At 44.3% G+C, this 17,931-nt stretch carries 19 protein-coding genes; 2 read left to right on the forward strand and 17 right to left on the reverse strand.

Annotated features, from left to right (window positions below; genetic code table 11):
• From AB4161_RS04055 to AB4161_RS04090, 8 genes are all read right to left on the reverse strand, one after another.
• Positions 1-876, reverse strand: coding sequence for a metal ABC transporter permease (locus AB4161_RS04055; RefSeq protein WP_065206162.1), 876 nt, complete (start codon positions 874-876; stop codon positions 1-3).
• Positions 876-1,610 (reverse strand): metal ABC transporter ATP-binding protein, encoded by a 735-nt coding sequence (locus AB4161_RS04060; RefSeq protein WP_017070975.1) that lies wholly within the window; start codon positions 1,608-1,610, stop codon positions 876-878. Before AB4161_RS04060 ends, AB4161_RS04055 begins: the two co-directional genes overlap by 1 nt.
• On the reverse strand, positions 1,610-2,545 hold the full coding sequence (locus AB4161_RS04065; RefSeq protein ID WP_017070976.1) for a metal ABC transporter solute-binding protein, Zn/Mn family: 936 nt from the start codon (positions 2,543-2,545) through the stop codon (positions 1,610-1,612). Before AB4161_RS04065 ends, AB4161_RS04060 begins: the two co-directional genes overlap by 1 nt.
• Before the next feature lie 16 nt (positions 2,546-2,561).
• Positions 2,562-3,140 (reverse strand): DUF6162 family protein, encoded by a 579-nt coding sequence (locus AB4161_RS04070; protein WP_029235381.1) that lies wholly within the window; start codon positions 3,138-3,140, stop codon positions 2,562-2,564.
• Positions 3,137-3,472, reverse strand: coding sequence for a hypothetical protein (locus AB4161_RS04075; protein WP_017062543.1), 336 nt, complete (start codon positions 3,470-3,472; stop codon positions 3,137-3,139). Before AB4161_RS04075 ends, AB4161_RS04070 begins: the two co-directional genes overlap by 4 nt.
• Before the next feature lie 116 nt (positions 3,473-3,588).
• The gene (locus tag AB4161_RS04080) at positions 3,589-4,425 is read right to left on the reverse strand and encodes a DUF4198 domain-containing protein (protein WP_372082850.1); all 837 of its coding nucleotides are present in this window, start codon (positions 4,423-4,425) and stop codon (positions 3,589-3,591) included.
• A 118-nt stretch (positions 4,426-4,543) separates the two neighbouring features.
• Entirely contained in the window at positions 4,544-5,062 is a 519-nt protein-coding gene (locus AB4161_RS04085) for a DUF2271 domain-containing protein (protein WP_017062545.1), read from the reverse strand.
• 84 nt (positions 5,063-5,146) lie between these two features.
• Positions 5,147-5,776, reverse strand: coding sequence for a PepSY-associated TM helix domain-containing protein (locus AB4161_RS04090; RefSeq protein ID WP_372082851.1), 630 nt, complete (start codon positions 5,774-5,776; stop codon positions 5,147-5,149).
• A gap of 342 nt (positions 5,777-6,118) precedes the next feature.
• Between AB4161_RS04090 and AB4161_RS04095 the strand changes: the two genes are divergently transcribed.
• Positions 6,119-6,439, forward strand: coding sequence for a hypothetical protein (locus AB4161_RS04095; RefSeq protein WP_372082852.1), 321 nt, complete (start codon positions 6,119-6,121; stop codon positions 6,437-6,439).
• Positions 6,440-6,563: 124 nt separating this feature from the next.
• Here the strand turns inward: AB4161_RS04095 and AB4161_RS04100 are convergent, their stop codons facing one another.
• The 7 genes from AB4161_RS04100 to AB4161_RS04130 all read right to left on the reverse strand — a co-directional run bounded on the left by AB4161_RS04100 (position 6,564) and on the right by AB4161_RS04130 (position 13,773).
• Positions 6,564-7,742, reverse strand: coding sequence for a tetratricopeptide repeat protein (locus AB4161_RS04100; protein ID WP_372082853.1), 1,179 nt, complete (start codon positions 7,740-7,742; stop codon positions 6,564-6,566).
• Positions 7,739-8,359: an energy transducer TonB gene (locus AB4161_RS04105; RefSeq protein ID WP_372082854.1), complete on the reverse strand. Its 621-nt coding sequence runs from the start codon at positions 8,357-8,359 to the stop codon at positions 7,739-7,741. Before AB4161_RS04105 ends, AB4161_RS04100 begins: the two co-directional genes overlap by 4 nt.
• 19 nt (positions 8,360-8,378) lie before the next feature.
• Positions 8,379-8,783 carry a biopolymer transporter ExbD gene (locus AB4161_RS04110; protein WP_004739212.1) on the reverse strand — a complete coding sequence of 135 codons (405 nt, stop codon included), beginning with the start codon at positions 8,781-8,783 and terminating at the stop codon, positions 8,379-8,381.
• The gene (locus tag AB4161_RS04115; protein WP_010429842.1) at positions 8,780-9,340 is read right to left on the reverse strand and encodes a MotA/TolQ/ExbB proton channel family protein; all 561 of its coding nucleotides are present in this window, start codon (positions 9,338-9,340) and stop codon (positions 8,780-8,782) included. The genes AB4161_RS04110 and AB4161_RS04115 overlap by 4 nt, the downstream gene beginning before the upstream one ends.
• On the reverse strand, positions 9,340-10,716 hold the full coding sequence (locus AB4161_RS04120; protein ID WP_372082855.1) for a MotA/TolQ/ExbB proton channel family protein: 1,377 nt from the start codon (positions 10,714-10,716) through the stop codon (positions 9,340-9,342). Before AB4161_RS04120 ends, AB4161_RS04115 begins: the two co-directional genes overlap by 1 nt.
• Positions 10,716-11,483 carry a DUF3450 domain-containing protein gene (locus tag AB4161_RS04125; protein WP_372082856.1) on the reverse strand — a complete coding sequence of 256 codons (768 nt, stop codon included), beginning with the start codon at positions 11,481-11,483 and terminating at the stop codon, positions 10,716-10,718. The genes AB4161_RS04120 and AB4161_RS04125 overlap by 1 nt, the downstream gene beginning before the upstream one ends.
• Positions 11,484-11,676: 193 nt before the next feature.
• Positions 11,677-13,773 (reverse strand): TonB-dependent siderophore receptor, encoded by a 2,097-nt coding sequence (locus tag AB4161_RS04130; RefSeq protein WP_372082857.1) that lies wholly within the window; start codon positions 13,771-13,773, stop codon positions 11,677-11,679.
• A gap of 559 nt (positions 13,774-14,332) precedes the next feature.
• On the opposite strand from AB4161_RS04130, the gene AB4161_RS04135 reads away from it, so the two are divergent.
• Positions 14,333-15,637, forward strand: coding sequence for a dicarboxylate/amino acid:cation symporter (locus AB4161_RS04135; protein WP_017062553.1), 1,305 nt, complete (start codon positions 14,333-14,335; stop codon positions 15,635-15,637).
• Between the two features lie 184 nt (positions 15,638-15,821).
• Here the strand turns inward: AB4161_RS04135 and AB4161_RS04140 are convergent, their stop codons facing one another.
• The gene (locus AB4161_RS04140) at positions 15,822-17,207 is read right to left on the reverse strand and encodes a sensor histidine kinase (RefSeq protein ID WP_017064547.1); all 1,386 of its coding nucleotides are present in this window, start codon (positions 17,205-17,207) and stop codon (positions 15,822-15,824) included.
• Positions 17,204-17,869, reverse strand: a complete 666-nt coding sequence (locus tag AB4161_RS04145; protein WP_372082858.1) for a response regulator transcription factor — start codon at positions 17,867-17,869, stop codon at positions 17,204-17,206. The genes AB4161_RS04140 and AB4161_RS04145 overlap by 4 nt, the downstream gene beginning before the upstream one ends.
• Positions 17,870-17,931: the final 62 nt, after the last annotated feature.

Consider the following 17,931-nt stretch of genomic DNA (forward strand, 5'->3'; position numbering starts at 1 on the left):
TTACGCCTTTCTTACAATTCGGTATAGCGTTGCTGCTAGGAAAAACGTTGCAGAAACGATGATGATTGAAGCGCCCGATGGCACTGGCAGTTTGAGTTCCATAGGCAACACGGTTCCAACCAAACATGCGATGGTTGCGAGTAATGCCGACAAGAGAACAAAGCTCCCCATACGTTTAGTTAACAATCGAGCGGTCGCACCTGGAATCAACAATAACGCACCCACTAGAACTGCACCTACGATCTTCACGGCCGCAATTGTCACTAAGGTGATCATCATGACAAACAAGTAATCGTAAAAGCTGGTGTTGTAACCACGAACCTTAGCTATATCAGGGCTGATACAAGTCAGGAGAATGCGGTTGAATGTCGGTATCAAGAGCAAGATGATGATCGCGCAACTACCTGCGAGAATCGCTAAGTCTTGGTCTGTTACCGTAAGAATCGAGCCAAACAGTACGTTTTCAAGCATGTGGATATTGATCTTACGAGCAACATACATCAGTAACGCCGCACCCACAGCCAACGCTAGCGCAAGGAAAACACCCACTAAGGTATCGTATGGAACGTTGGTCCTGTTTCTTACAAAGTGAAGAAGCAGAGCGAAGATCATACAGAAGCTAAACAAACCAATAATTGGGTTTTCTGGTGGCTCGCCAAGCAAAACACCAATAGCGATACCGGTTAACGCTGCGTGGCCGACGGCTTCTGAGAAGAAAGCGAGACGCTTGGCAATCACCAAAGTACCCAGACCACCTAACAGAGGACCAAGTAGTAACGCTGCAACCAAAGCATTGACCATGAAGGCATACATGAAACTGTCTGATAACCAGCCCGCTTCCACGCCACTAATGGCTAGTTGTCGTAACCAATCCATTACGCAACCTCCTTCGATTTGGTCATCGCAGAGCCACTGCTGTAGTGCTGGAACAGGCTCTCGATTTTACTTGGGTGTAAGACTTGTTCGTGTGGGCCACTATCAACCAAGAATCGATTCACAACATGTACGTTCGCTTCGAGTCGACGCACTGCCGTGACATCGTGGTGTACCGCAAGGATCGTACGACCTTCACTAACACATTCACGAATTAACGATTCAAGATAACGAACGCCCTGCTCGTCCATACCCGTGGTTGGTTCATCCAACACCAGTAGACTTGGGTTATCTAATAGCGCTTGGGCAAACAGCACGCGTTGCTGCTCACCACCCGATAACTGTCCCATGCGGCGGTCGCTACGAGTAGCCATACCAACGCGATCTAATTGTGCGAGTGCAAGATCCAATTGCTTAGACTTACGACGCCAAAATAGCGGAATTCGAGTTTGGTTAAGCAACACGAAATCCATGACCGTCAAAGGCAAGCTCGATTCGAAGGTCGCTTTTTGTGGAACATAACCGATACTTGGCTTTTCTGGCCAATGAATATTGATTTGCCCAGAGAAAGGCGTCAAACCAAGAACAGAGCGTAGCAGAGAGGTTTTACCACCGCCGTTTGGCCCCATGATTACATGGCACTCACCCGCTTTAAGTTCTAGTGAGATATCGTCAAGAATGACGTTGTTGTCATATTGCAGACCGAGTTGATTGATTGAAATCGATGGACCTAACATTATGCGTTCCCGCTTTTAGCTTGGTTCGCCGCCGCAAATTTCATTGCTTCGATTAATGTCTCGAGATTCTTCTGCATCTCAACTTCGACTTTGTCGTCTTCATATTCGCCATGCGTCATGTGAGAGAAACGGTAAAGCTGAACACCCGTTTCCGCTTCAATCGTGTCAACAAAACGGTTTGGCATGTTTAGCTCGTAGAACAACACGTCAATGCCCGATGCGCGGATCTTCTCGATCGTCTCTTGCAGTTGACTAGCACTTGGTTCAACACCGTGTGCAGGCTCGATTACTGCCGCAACATCCACACCAAACTCTTGAAGGATGTAGCCATAAGCATTATGTGTAGTCGCGACCTTCATACCTGAAGTATCTAACTCACCTAATGACAACATCGCATCGCGCTTCATAAAGCGAAATTGCTTTGCGTATTTACGTGCATTCTTACGATAAAAAGCCGCGTTGTCAGGGTCGAGCTTAGAGACCTCACTCGCGATGGTGTAAACCTTTTGAATTGTTGTCGAAAGCCCAACAAAGGTATGTGGGTTAACGGCACCTTGACCAACAGACTGACCAAGAGCAGGAAGTAGAGGCACTTCTTTGTTTGCTTCGATCACGACTAAGTCATCACGTTGCGCTGCTGAAATCACTTTAAGCGCAAAGTCATCGTGACCAATACCGTTTACTACGATTGCATCCATTTGGCTCAATCGTTTTATATCATTGGGTTGTGGTAAGTAGTTATGTGGGTTGAAACCTGCGTCAACCAAAGGAAGAATGTTCACTTTGTCACCTACCACGGCTTTCACGTAGCTGTAGTAAGGTTGAAGTGTGATACCAATCGTCAGCTTGTTGCTGTCGATCTTATATTCTTTTGCCAATGCATTGGGTGCCATGAACACCGCTAATAACGACATGAACAGAGTCATAATTCGCATAGTAATTCTCTTATTATTAGTGAGCATCGCTTTCATGATGCTGTTCAATTTCTGATTCGTTCACGACCATTTTCCAACCCGTAGACTCTAGCGTGTGTTGGTCAAAAGTAGCGGGCTGTTTCGCTACACCGCCCAAGAAGATCCAGATTTCAGGAGAAACGCTGTTCGCATTTAAAATAAAGGAATCCGCAAAACCATGATCGGTAGGCGTAGCTTGTTCACTTGGAGTAGAAAAGTAATAACCACGCTCGTCCAGTACCCAAGCATGAGAACCTTTGCGCTTCCAACTCTGATCTTCTACAAACGGGGCAACCCATTCATCTTTAAGTGATGCAACACTCGGCCATTCACCATCTGAGTCCATGCGCAGGTCACGGATTTCTTCATGCGCTAAACGCAGCTCTGATAGCATCGCCAAGTTTTCTTGTTCAACATCAGTCACTAGAATTTGATGATCAAGCACTGCTTTAACGTGGGATTCAGCCTGATGAAATGGGATTGCGACAGTTGCAAAGCAAAGGATGAACACAATGATCAGTCCTACCCATTTGCCCTCTCTGCCGCCCGTATCAGCACGTACGCTTTGAATCATCATTTTTCACTGATCTCTACAACATCAACTTCAACTGGAAACTCATGACCTGAATCGAACACAAGGTAGAACTCAGTGTCAGGATGTGGGAATTCAACGATAGAACGTTTATCTGTCATCTCTTTTGCAATCAAGTTGTCTTCGTAATCGTACATCTCAACTGCGTAATCAATCGCTTTGCTGCCATCCGAATAACCCGCTTCACAAGCAACAGTCTTACCTTCAAACCAGCAGCTCATCAGTGGAAAGTGTGCTTGCGCAGGTAATGCAGCGAAACCAAGTCCCAATGCTAAGCAAGGAGTCATTAAAGCGTTAAGTTTTGTTTTTATTGTCATGGTTCGTACCCTAGCCACAGTGCAAATTCTCAGAAGTAAACTGAGCGATAAAGGGCTCAAATGAGCCCTTAAGTTTTTTTGATTCTTAATCAGGGATCTAGCCCCGATATCACAGACTATTGAAGCAGCGCTTCGAACGTTAGGTGAACGTTCGCGCTTGCTTTGTCTGCCAGTGGGTTGTCAATCAACTCACCTTTGTAGTTCGCTTTCATTACGTAACGACCTGCTACGCCTGGAGTAAACGTGATTTCACCGTTCTCATCACTCACCACATCAATCTGCTCTTGGTGGTTGCGGTAAAGCGTACCTTCACGAGTAATCTCCGCTTTCACGTCTTTCTGGATTTCACCGTTGTAGAAGAACTGGAATGTCACAGGTTCGCCTTCAACGATATCTGAAGGGTGTGTCACAGGCTTCATTTCTAGAAGCTTGCCTTCAATTTTGAACACTGAATCCGTTGGCTTACCTACCGTGATGTAGCTTTCTGCACGAGTGAAGCTGATCTGCGTTACCACGTCACGTGATTTTTCAGGCAGAACTGAGTCACGCTCAGCTTTGTTTGCTTTAATCCACTTCACCGTGTCACGGCGACCCGCTTTGTATTGCGTGTAGTAAGACGGCTGGTTGTTGATCGCCACTTTGTGTGTACCTTCTTCTTCAAAATAGAAGTCGAAGATTGAACGACGCTTGCCACGAATAACGAAGTTAGGACGCTCGCTGCGGCCATCTGGCATGATGACATGAGCATTTTCGCTGCCAGCAGGCTTATCAAAAACAAACGTACCGTGAGACGCAGTAACATCGAACGTTAGCCAATCACCACCTTCTTTAGATACAGTAAAGTGAGATGGCAAAATCCAACGTGGGTGAGCTTGTGCCGTTGTCGTTGCTGCTAGGCCGAATGCCATCACACCCGCTAGAGCAAGTGCTTTGATTTTTGTCTGTTTCATCATGTTCAATTCCATTATTTATAATTGTTAGCCGTGTCGCTCTATCTGAGCCTACGATGACCACTGTCTATTCTGTTCAGCTTGGTTTTAGTTCGTACTTACTAGTTACTGTTCGCACTTACTATTTAGCGATGTAGTTCAGGGTGATTTCACCCGTCTCTTCCGTTGCTTTTAATTCGTAAGATATGTTTGAATCTGCGAGTGATACTTTTTGGCGAAGGTAATTACGGCCACCGTGTTCACGAACCACTTCGATATGAACCGTGTACTCGCCTTGTTCTAACGTTTCACCGCTGTCGCTCTTACCATCCCACACGAAACGGTACTGGCCAGCAGGACGTGTTGCAGACGTCACAGCATCAACCAGTTCACGATCGTAACGGCCAACCTTTCTCCACCAGCTGCGCAGATCCTTAAGCCATTCGTCTTTACCGACCCAAAGCTCGATGGTTTTCACTGACTTTCGTTCGCTATTCTCTACCCACACCGCCACATAAGGACGTGCATACATAGAGGTATCAATCTTTGGAAGCTCAAAGCTGACATCCAGTTTTGCCGTATCAGGAATCGCTTGTGCCATACCTAGGCTTGGCAAAAGAGATAAAGCAAGAAGCGCCTTGCTCCAGTTCATTTTTTTCATTTTTAACAACCTTTAAAATCCGTTTAACCTTTAATTCGTTCTTCAAGCTGATTCATCAACCCACTTCATCAAGCTAATTAAGGGTTAAGGTACGGCGACAAAATAGATAACCAGTGAGATTGCAGACCCAAACACCGTCCATTTGATGGAAGTATTAAGCGTCTTTTTCTTAGGTAACAGTAAGCACACGCCAGTAAGCACAAAGAAGATCATCAATAGCGCTGTGATATCGATAAACCATTTCCATACTTCACCGCTGTTACGACCTTTATGTAGATCGTTCAACAATGCGATAACGCCGTAATTAGTGGTTTCGACTTCTACAAACTCAGACGTAACGTCAACAAAAACGGAAGCGTTGTAGCCTGGTCCTTTGAAGTCCATAGACACTTCACCGATGAGCAACTCACCGCCTTCAATATCTGCATAGATGTCCAAACCTGAAGGAACGCCGGAGAGGTTGGCTTCTTCAAACAGAAACGTTTCAAAGGCTGTCTCGTCGGCTTTTAATCGCCCGTCTTGAACCGTAAACAAACTCGTAGGAAGCTCTAAAGTAGAGCGTTGAATATTGGGTTGGCTTGATTCAAATAACTCAGGTCTGTTCAAGGTGATACCTGTCACTGAGAAGAAAAGAACAACGAACAGAAGTGCCATTGAAATATAAACATGAAGTCGACGAGCCCATGATTGAACCGCCCTACTTTTTAACGACATACAAACCAATACCTATAAATTTTATGGCGACAATTTAGTTGATAATCATTCGTATTGGCATTCAATTTACATTGTTTACGTTTGCCGAGTGGCGTAAGAAAATTTACATAACATTACATGGGAAATAATCGAACTATATGCATATTCTTGCTAACGTGTACTTAAGGGATTTGATTCGTTCTGTTAGAGGTTGTCCATAACAGGATCAAAGCTAAAAAACCTCAATCTCAACATGCTTGATTGAGGTTGGTTTAAGATAACAGTTGTGGCTTTAAGGATAGAAAGTTGGGACTATTTGATCACTGGTTTGATGATAGCTAATTAAGCTTAAAAGGATTTGAAATGCGTATTATTGTTTTGGCTTTTGCTGCGCTAGTAACAGCGTGCAGTAGCCAAATAGCCGGCACGGAAGAACATATTCAACAATACATCGGTTCAGACATAACCGATGCACAAGAGCAGTATCTCACCGAACGGTCACGCCCTATCAGTTTTTGGGCATCTCGAAACTATGCTTGGATTGAAACCAAGAAGCCGTTAGACAATGGTTATACAGTGCATGCCTTTAAAAACCCTTATCGTGACTGCACCATTAATTGGGTTGTCGACACTAGCGGTGTGATTCAAAGTGCAACGCCTAGTGGGACAATGTGCGATCCTTAGTCAAACCAAACTGTAAAACTAGGTAAGCTCTAACTGAATAATCAAAAAGGGTGTCACTTGAACCATCAAATGACACCCTTTTCTATTTGTTACTTTCTCTTGTCTTCTGTATTGCTATCAGAGGTTAGACGTTACCGTTATCACTCACTGTTCTTAGCTGAGTCAGATATTTAATCCATCCTTTTGCTTCAGAAGAAGGTTCAATGTTGTTGGCACGTTTCGCTTGAGCAAGAGCATTATCAAGATTCTTTAGCTTATACCATGAACGTACTTTCGCTAAAGCGACATCGGCTTGCTTGTTCTTGTCTTTCACTTTATCTAAAACAACCAGAGCTCGGTCGTAGTAACCTTGCTGAACCAATAGCTGAGCCACATTCCAATGATACTGAGTGTCTTTTTTAGACGCTAACGTCCACACTTCAATCGCATTGTCCCATTCTTTCGCTAGCTGCCAGTAGGTTGCTTGTTCAGCCAGAAGTTGAACATCGTTGTTCGCATCATCTAACTTAGCGATCTCTTGTGCTGCTCTCTCTGGAATGCCTCGTTTAGCATAAAGCTGAGCCAGTAATCTACGGTCTGAGTTTTTCAACTCAACACCTTGTAGATCAGCCAACGCTAGCGTGTTCAATGCATCACGATTACGTTCTAATCTTAGCTGAATACCAACAAGTTGACGCCACCAGTTATCTTTCTCTGGTTGAAGTTCAATGAGGCTTTCCAGTGTCGGAATAGACTGTTTCCACTGCTTTAACTGTAGCTGAGCACCCAATTTTAGCGATAAAGGTGATAGCTCTTGTTTTGAATTGAACTTGTCGTGATTACCAATGGCCACCAGTACTTTTGACCAGTTTTCAATTTGATATTCAGCTTGTGCAATTCGCATCCAAAGCGTGTCTTTCTTTTCCTTTTCAGGCGCTGTTTTCACTAACTCGTAGTAGTGCGGAAGCGCGTTTTTAAACTGCTGATCGTTCAACAACAAATCAGCCAGCATACGCTTCGTTATCCAAGCTTGCTCATCGACTAACAAATTCGTATCGACGGCATAAGTGAGCTGCTTAATCGCCGCGTCAGTTTTGCCATCTTGCCAGTAAAAAACACCTAGCATACGAGCTACGTACGCTTTGTCGTAGCCCTTAGAAAGCTCTAAACCTGCTAGTACGTCAATGGCCTGTTTAACCTGTTCATCTTGAGCAAGCTTATGCGCCTTTTGAACACGAATAGCAGTATATTGGGTTAGCTCTTGTGCCTGTGTTGTAAGGGGCATTAACAACAAGCCCACTAATATCCATATATGTTTCATCATTTTGCCAACTTAAACTCTAGTTTCACGGTTTGACCAACCTGAGCTATCGCTTTTCCATCGACGACTTTCGGTTGATATTTCCATTTTTTAAGTGCTCTCATCGCTTCACGTTCAAACATACGACGTGGGTTTGCGTCAGTGACTTGAATGTCAATTGGACGTCCCGTTTCATCGATAGTAAAAGACATAATCACATGGCCTTCAGCTCCACGCTTAAGCGCTTTCGCTGGATAACTAGGCTCTACTCGATACAAAGGCATTGCTTGTTGGTTTGACCCAAAATCAGAGAATGTCGGTGCGTTAATCGCTAAGCCATCAATGGATGTGTTCAAATCCAATGAAGGCAAAGAAGACATCGAATTCAGAGGCGTAACTTCAGCTTGTGACTGAGACGTTTGCGCTTCCGGTGGCGGTTCTGGCATTTCTGGTTTTTCAGGGACTGCACGTTGTCTTCTTTGAACTTCTTGTTCTTGTTCCACCATTACCATGTTGAAACTTAACGTCTCGCTATCGTCTGGTGAACGTTGGTGGCCATTATCGACCATCCAAGCCATGAAAGAAAACAGCGCTAAGCCCAACGCGCCCGCTAGCGGTAAAGCAAGAAATAGGCGAATCATTTATGAAGATCCTCCAAGATCATCGCTTATCAGCAGCAAGCGCAATGTTTTTAACACCTGCACCTTTCGCGGCATCCATCACTTTAACAACAGTACCGTTGTAAGCGTGTTCATCCGCTTGAATAACCAAAGAAGCATCAGGTTGTTCTAGCAACAAGTGCTCTAACGTCGCTTGGACACGTTCAACATCTACGACACGCTTGTCGATGAAAATGTCGTTTGCAGAAGTAATCGCAACAAAGATGCCTGCATCCTTTTGGCTTACTACGTTAGAAGCTTGTGGGCGATTGACTTCCACCCCTGACTCACGAACAAATGAACTGGTCACAATAAAGAAAATAAGCATGATAAAGACAATATCAAGCATCGAAGTAAGGTCTATTTGAGCCTCTTCGTTTTTAGAATGACGTCGACCGAGTCTCATCGTTGACTCCTTAAAGATTTTTCTAATTTCAATTCTAAGCGGTTACATACTTTCGCTAAGCGAGCGTGAACGAACATGCCCGCTAACGCTGCAACCATGCCTGCCATGGTTGGCAGTGTTGCTAACGAGATACCTGAAGCCATCAATTTAGGGTCACTGCTGCCTTGTGTCGCCATAACATCAAAAACAGAGATCATACCGGTTACAGTGCCTAGCAAGCCCAACATCGGGCAAATAGCGACTAACAGCTTAATAAAATTCAAGTTTTGGTTAAGCAAGATACTCGCTTGCCCTAACCAACCTTCACGAATGGCTTTGGCATGCCAAGAAGAGTGATCTTCTCTTTCATGCCATTTCGCTATCCAAGCTTGGCGTTGCTTAGGAAAGTAGAACGCAAGATAAAGCACACGTTCTACCACAAGCACCCAATACACTAGGACGACAGCCGCTAGCCACCACAGGACGAAACCGCCCTGCTCCATAAAGCTTGATAAAGACAGCAGCCAGTCACTCGTTAACCAACTCGCTGGTAATAGAGAACCCGACAAAATATCCATTACGCAGCAGTCCCAACTGGTGAAACAACAGCGTTTGATTCAACGGTCTTTTCAGCCTGCTCAGCAACAAGACCAATACCTTGCTTCTCAAGAATATTGCGAATGTTTTCTGCTTGAGTGCTAAGAATGTTGTGTGCCAGTAGAAGAGGCATTGCCGCAACCAGACCAAGTACCGTAGTTACAAGCGCCATCGAGATACCACCCGCCATAACTTTAGGGTCGCCATTACCAAACTGAGTGATCACTTGGAATGTTTCGATCATGCCGGTTACTGTACCTAAAAGGCCCAACATTGGTGCTAATGCCGCCAATAGCTTAAGCATCGATAGACCTTTCTCTAGGTGAGTCTGCTCATCAACTACCGCTTCTAAAAGTCGCAACTCTAACGCTTCAACCGTTTGGTTTTGTTCCTTGTTGTACATCGCAAGAACACGACCTAGTGGGTTATCACCCGCTTGCTCAGGGTTCTTAAGTTGCGCGCGAATTTTCTGGCGTGCGATAGCAAGAGAGACACCACGAACTAATGCGATGATTAGACCAATAGCTAGTAGGCCAAGAATCACTTTACCAACCACACCACCCGCTTGTAGACGGTCAGTTAAACTTGGCGTAAGTGCTAATTGCTCTAGCATAAACCCGCGAGAAGGATCGACAACCACGTTAGATACTTCACCATTCGCTAACGAAGAAAGTGACGCTAACGTTGGACCATTTTGTGGTTGCTTAAGGTAAGCGATCGCATCTTCACGCTGAGTGTTCCAGCTAACATAGCCTTGCTCTGTCACAAGACCAATCGAACCTAGTCGGTAAGCGTCAACCTTGTTTGTATTGCCTTCACCATTAATGAATGCAATTTGAGATTTGCTAAGCTCAGAACTCGCTTGGATCTGTTCAACCATGCTCATCCACAAACCGGTCAGCTGTGGCATTGAAGGCAGTGATTTAGCATCAATGATTTGATCAACAGTTGCAGTGTGTTCAGCACGATCAACACTATTCACGGTTGAGCTAAGCTCTGCGCCGAGTTCTTTTGCGTTTTGACGAACGACACCGAACAGCTCGCCTAAGCTACCGGTTTCTAAACGCAGCTTCTCTTCTAAGCGAGCAAGCTTGTTTTCGTTATCACTGAACGTTTGAGTCAGAACATCTGTCGCACCTTGGATAGACGTACGCTTCGCTTCAAGCTGAGCTTTGATCGCTTTCAGTTCTTGTTCTGTCTTTTTGAAATCAGCTTCACGCACTACGTTGTGAGAAGTTTGAGTTCGACTCTCTGATTTTGCTTTATTAACTAGCTGAGCCGTCGTATCTGATGCAGAGAAAGCTGAAAATGAAAGTGATGTAATGCAAAGCAATGCTGCTAATGGCTTTAAGTTCATTACTTAACCTCCGCAACAGTTAAAGAAACAGGTAAAGTAATCAAGCTTGGGGCAGCTTGTTGGCCAGCAATATCGTACGCTTTATCTAGCTCAGACTTCATAGAAGAATCAAGTTCTTGCCATTGAGCTTCTGTTTGATTCCAAGCCCAGTATTGGCTGCCATTTAGGTTACGAGCAACTAAAGAGATACGACCTAAGTGCAGAACATCTGCCTCGATTGTTTTATCACTCGCCAATGCGACACGACCTTGGTAAACACCCAACTTAATGCCGTAGTCCATCTCGATTTGGTATGCCTCTAGGATACGACGATACTTCTCAGCATCACTCACATCAGCACGAGTCATCATTGCTTGTAGCTTTTCTACTCTTTCTAGACGCTGTTCTTTCTTAATCGGCACGTCTTTCTCTACCAACTGTTCAAGACCATCGATCATTTGATACATCAATGGCACAACACCTTGGCGTGTGTATTTGATTTCTTCGATTTGCTCTTCAATGCTTTGAGCTTCTTGGTTTTGGCTCTCAACTAATGCAGCAAGGTGATCGTGATAGATTTCTAGGTTTTTAACTTCTTCTTGCAGACGCTCAATCTCAGCTTGCAGCATTAAAGTCGCTTGTGAGCTTTTATCAATAACCTTTTGGCTCGAAGCCGACGCGTTATTGGTCTTGTTTTGAATTGATTGAGCTTGATCCAAGCTGTTTGCCATAGAAGACGTTGCAACCAAACTGATGGCAAGCGCTAGGCTAGTTTTTAAAAGATTCATAATTGTAGTCATTTACTATAGAAGAAGGTCAAATACATTTTATTGATAAATACTATTATTGATAAGCACTCTCATTATCATTAAAAGTCACTCGCATTACTAGGGATATTTTACTGAATAGCAGAATCACGAAAGGAGAAAGCCGAAACTTTCCCCTTAGTATTTAGGCTAACAATAGTACCCTACTAACAAATTAGTATTTTACCTGTAAAGTCGCCATGTAGTTACGGCCTTCGCCGATTACTACGTCTTCAGCAAATTGGTGGTTTGAAGATGTTGAACCGCCACCCGCTAGGTATTCTTTATCAAATACGTTCTCGACTGTTAGACGCGCTACGAAATCAAGAGAATCGTCGTACTTAAGCGTGTATGCAGCACCCATATCTACACGTGCGTAGCCGTCTTTCTTGAGTGTGTTCGCGCTATCGCCGTAACGAGAACCTTCGTAGATAAGACCCAGGTTCACATCAACTTCGTTTGTTGCTGCATAGGTAGACCAAACGCTTGCTGCAAACTCAGGTACGTCTACTGGACGGTTACCTTCATATGTTTCATGGTTCGTGATTTCAGCATCTAAGTACATTGCAGAACCAGACATTGAGAAGCGCTCTGAAATAAAGCCTTGTGCGGCTAGCTCAGCACCACGGTGAACTTGTTCGCCACCTTGTGTCTTCGTCCAATCGCCTGATGAAGTGTCTTCTACATCCATTGAAATGTTTTCTTGGGTAATATCGAATACCGCACCAGAAACGAATAGACGTTCGTCCATCAGTTCCCACTTAGTACCGACTTCGTAAGACACGCCCGTTGCTGCGTCAAGAAGTTCGCCATCGTTGGTGTAGTTGCGGCTTCCGCTAGACACAACACCTTGTGGTTCGAAACTTTCAGAGTAAGAAGCGTAGATACTACCGTTTGATGCTGGGTGGTAAATCAGGCCAAGCTTAGGCGCTACATTTTCTTCTGCTACGCCATCACTTACTTTACGGTCGAAACGAGCACCCGCAAGAACTTGCCATTCATCATTAATAGTAATCAAATCTTGGATGTAGAAGCCCCAAGTATCGTAAGTACTCATCTTACCTAGCGATGTTGGACCCACTGACGGCGCTGGTACTGTTGCATCTGGTGCGTATTCAGCGCTGCTGAAGCGATCCATACCACGGTAATAGCTGTAGCCTAACCAGTTAGCACCGAATAATAGTTGGTGCTCTGTGCCCGCAAGATCAGCGGTTGTTGTTAGATCAACGTAAGCCGTTCTGAAACGCCATTTATCATGACGGTAGTTACCGCCTTGAGTCACGGTGCCCGTACCATCAGGATTCATATTTGAAAAGCTTGGGTAGCTTTCCATATCAATACGTTCGAAATCTTGGTAGTTGAAACCTGTTTTTAATGACCATGTATCAGTCAGGTTAGCAGCAATATCAAAACCAACGTTCTCAACATCATTCTCGATCTGTGACCACTGTGCATCCCAGATGTGCTTGTCGCTACCTACTCGGTTGCCGTCTAGCGTGTATAAAGCGCCAGAATCTACGCTACCTTCGTCGTTAGTTTTGTCGTAATGAACAGAAACTGTCACGTCTTCAGTTACATCGTAATCAACGAATACACCACCAACAAAACGTTCTGTTTGTGGTTCAGTTCCGTCACCATAAGTTCTCCAAGAGCCGTAGCTTTCTTTAGATAGAATCGCGCGACCACGTAGAGTTTCAGCGTCGTTCAAAGCGCCACTTACGTCTACCGTTGTACGAGAATGGTCATTAGAACCAATATCTTGGCTAACACTTACTTGCGTATCGTAAGTTGGCTTTTTGCTTACCATGTTGATCAAACCACCTGGTGCAGAAATACCGTAAAGAAGACCAGAAGGTCCTTTTAGTACTTCAACACGCTCTAGCAGTTCGATTGGTTGACGGTAGTGAGACCAATGTTGCTGGCCATTTTTAAGGAAGCCCGAAGAGCTTTCTACCGAGAAACCACGTAGAGAGAAACGTTCACGGTTACGGCTTGTACCGCCAGCACTTACACTCGCGTCATTCTTAAGCACGTCACCAAGCGTTGTTGCACGCTGTTCATCGATGATTTGCTCATCGATTACTAAAACTTGTCCCGGAGTCTCTAATTGAGTCGCCTCCATGCGCATTGCTGTTGTGTTCGTGTCGGCTTTATAACCGTAGTCACGACCTTCAACAACCATATGCTCGTCTGTTTTTACTGTTTCTGCCAATACTGCTGGTGAAGCTAATACTGCGCCGATCACTAAAGCCAATGGGCTCTTTGAAAACATGTCCTTTACTCCGCTTTTATTCTTTTAGACGAACACTTTGTTATTTATTCGATGTGTTCGCTGAACCGTTGCCGGTACCACTGAATTATTTCGGGAGTGAATATAAGTGATAACTATTACCATTTGCATTAAATTTACATTCTTTGCATTCGTAAAGTTTTGTAAAGGCCTGTCGGTGAGTCATATTTGAGGAGTTCAACAAAACCATTCAATACAAATAGTTAAGGCTCATGGACGTAAATCGACTGGTTATCTTCACCGAATTTTTTGAAACAACGGTATTTGTTCAGTCAATTGAAGACGTGAAGATTGATAAGAAAATCATCTCTTCTTATTTACTACCTTTGAAACGACAAATTTATGTATAAAACCCTCGATAGATGTAAATTAATAGTGAATTATTTTGTTTTTATTTGTTTAATTTACACAATTATCAGTGATTTTGATCACATCTATAATTCCAAACTCATTTTTTGTTTTTCGAATTGATTATCCGACTGCTAATCTCCTGCTCACTTTGAAAAGGTATCAAAGTTATAAATAATAAGGAGTGTTCTAAATGAATACCAAGAAACCTATGTCTCTGACTGGTCGAGTAATCCTCGGTATGGTCGTAGGTATATTAACGGGATTCGCCATTCAATCCCTTTTTGCAGACAACGGATTTGTTAACAACTACATCGTTAACGGACTCTTTGAAGTGGGCGGACAAATCTTTGTCGCCAGTTTAAAAATGCTTGTTGTGCCTCTAGTCTTCGTTTCACTAGTGTGCGGTACAAGTTCTCTTAAAGACTTATCAACTCTTGGCCGTATGGGTGGCAAAACGCTTGCACTTTATATCGGTACTACTGCCGTTGCCATCACTCTAGCATTAACTATCGGTAACCTGTTCCAACCTGGAGCTGGTGCGGATCTTACTGCTGCGAGCTCTTTCAAATCAGCGGATGCCCCTTCTCTGGGCCAAGTAATCATCGACATGTTCCCAACCAACCCTATTCAGGCGATGGCTGAGGGCAAAACGTTACAAGTTATCGTATTTGCAGTGTTGTTTGGTATCGCAATCAGTGCAGCGGGCAAACCCGGTGAACGTATCGCTGCAGTTTTCTCTGATCTAAACGAAGTGATCATGAAGCTAGTTGCGCTACTAATGAACCTTGCTCCTTACGGCGTATTCTTCTTGATGGCGAAACTGTTCTCTGGCCTTGGCTTAGGTGCAATTTGGAACCTAGCAGAATACTTCTTAGTGCTTGCTGGTACCCTGCTGTTGCATGGCTTGGTGACTTACAGTGCGATGCTTAAAGGATTCACAGGTCTTAGTCCGATTACGTTCCTACGTAAGATGGAAGATGCAATCATGTTTGCATTCTCAACAGCATCTTCGAACGCAACAATTCCAGTAACTATGGAAACGGCTAAGAACCGTATGGGCGTAGACAACAAAGTCGCTTCTTTCACAGTACCACTAGGTGCAACTGTGAACATGGACGGCACTGCAATCATGCAAGGTGTTGCGACGGCGTTTATCGCGCAAGCGTACAACATCGACCTTTCAATGGGTGATTACCTAATGGTTATCCTAACGGCGACACTAGCGTCTGTTGGTACTGCAGGTGTCCCTGGTGTTGGTCTTGTTATGCTAGCGATGGTATTGAACCAAGTTGGCCTGCCGCTTGAAGGTATTGCTCTAATCATGGGTGTTGACCGCCTTCTTGATATGATTCGTACCGCTGTAAACATCACAGGTGATAGTGCCGTATCTATCATCGTTGCTAAGTCTGAAGGCGCTCTAGACGAGTCTCGCTTCAACGACCCAGCAGCAGGTGAGAAAGAAGAAGAAGTTAAGCTAGCTCGCCAACAGGCATAGTCTCGCTTATCTTATGCTCTTGTCTTCAAGCTCAGGCGTAATTAATGGCTACGCCTAGCCCATACCAAAGCGCATAAAGAAAAACGCCACTGCAGATGCAGTGGCGTTTTTATTGGGTATCGCTTAAGTCAGTACTACTGAGTTGGGACAGTTATCAATTTAAGGTAATTATCAATAGGGAAAGCTAATCACCGATTGGGAACATCAAGTTCACTCTCAGCCCCCCACCTTCTCTATTCTCAGCAGTTACATGTCCATTCATCACACCCATCGCTTCTTTAACAATCGCAAGGCCCAGACCGTAGCCACCAGACCGTTTGTCTCTTGCTGATTCAATACGAGTAAACGGGTCGAATATACCTGCAATCTTGTTATCAGGAATACCGTCACCGTCATCTTCTACAGATATTACACTGTAACGTCTATCCATTACCTGTTCGTATGTCGTCACGACCACATGAGCGTTCTCACCCGCGTATTTAATGGCATTCCCGACCAAGTTACCAATGACTCGAAGCAGTAGCCTCTCATCAACGTTCACCATTGATATCGGCGTCTCTAGGGAACCAATCAAAGTTTGATTCGGTTTTAAATCGTTTTGCATCTGCGCGATCAACATTGAACAATAGTGCTCAAGGTGCATTAAACTTAACTTGGAGTCATAGCGAGAGGTTTCTAAGCGGCTAAATTCAAGTATCTCACCCACCAGCTTATTCATCTCTTCTGTTTCATTTTCCATTCGTTCTAGCAAACCAATGCTTTTATCATCAACCTTGCTGCGCAGCAGGTGTAGTGCGAGGTTTTGCCTTGCTAATGGTGTTCTTAACTCGTGTGAGACATCACGAATCAAACAACGTTGCTTTTCAGCCAGAGATTTAATCTCAAAGGTCATATAATCAAAATCGTGTGCAAGCTCGTTGAATTCACGCGTGGTGGAGTTCAACTCCGACACCACACTGACCGTGAAGTCACCTTGAGCCAGTCTGCGGCTCGCTTCTCTCAATCTATCCAACGGTTGCTGAAGGCTTTTGGCCATGATAATCGAGAACAGAGACAATACGACCAATGCAATCAATGCTTTAAGCATATAGGAATATGGCGCAAAAGATTTTGCGGGATGAAACTGGTGCGGTAGTTGGATAACCAGTGTTTTACCGTTATCCAGTGGTAGGCCGAAGATCGGCTTACTCACACGATCACTAAGTTGGTGATCTAACGTTCTTAAGTATTTGAGCTTAAATTCAAAATGTGGGTGCATGTGACGATGCGTGATCGGACGATTGTCTTTGTCGATGACGAACAGATAATACTGCTGAGCATTACCCCAGTCCGCGAGTTCATCCATGTCCCCTTCTTCAATCAACACATTCGCTTGGTAAGCAAGGTCGAGCATCTCCGCTTTAACCGATTCTGGCACTTTAAGCAGCGCTTTCATCAAGGCTCTTTCTGCGACACCTTGCAGAATCAAAATACTCACCAAAATGACGGTCAGGTAACTGAACAGTTGGAAAGTGAGTCCGTCTTTACGCTTAGCAATAAAATCAGGGCAACGCAGCAGTTTTTTACTCATGCTCCGACCGACTCTAGGTAACTGTAACCTTTACCACGAACGGTTTTTATATGTTGTTTAGACAAACCTGCCTGAACGAGCTTTCTACGTATATTGCTGATATGCATATCTAAATTACGATCGAAGGGACACAATTCTTTCTTGAGTACATGGATTTGCAGATCAGATTTTGAGACGACAATACCGTCATTTTTGACCAAATAATCAAGCAAGTCTTTTTCAGTGCCAGTTAATGGCAAACGAGAAAGTTGTTCACACAAGCCGTGATTAGAGGAAGCTAAAGATTGTCTTTGGCGTTCAAAACCCACTCGGCGCAAGATCACCTTAATACGGGTTAAGAGTTCAGGAACATTGAAAGGTTTAGCGATGTACTGGTCGGCGCCTGCTTGGTAGCCATCGAGCATTGAGGCATCGTCGTTAAGCGCGGTTAGCATAAGAATGGGAGTAGCAAAACGCTGACAAATACGTCTTGCTACTTGAATGCCGCTTAGGTTCGGAAGCATTACATCGAGTAGAACCAAATCGACAGGGTGAGATTGAATAAACTCAAGCGCGGATTCACCGCAATGAACAGTATCAACGTGATACCCCTCATTTTCTAACACTTCACCCAGTAATTCACACAACTGAATATCATCATCAACAATTAAAACGCGAGACATTACACATACCGATAAATAAGAACTGTTTGCATTCTAATTATCGTTATTATTGATTTCAATTA

The sequence above is a fragment of the Vibrio sp. 10N.286.51.E5 genome (assembly GCF_041469125.1).
In the GTDB taxonomy this organism is placed as follows: Bacteria; Pseudomonadota; Gammaproteobacteria; order Enterobacterales; family Vibrionaceae; genus Vibrio; species Vibrio crassostreae_C.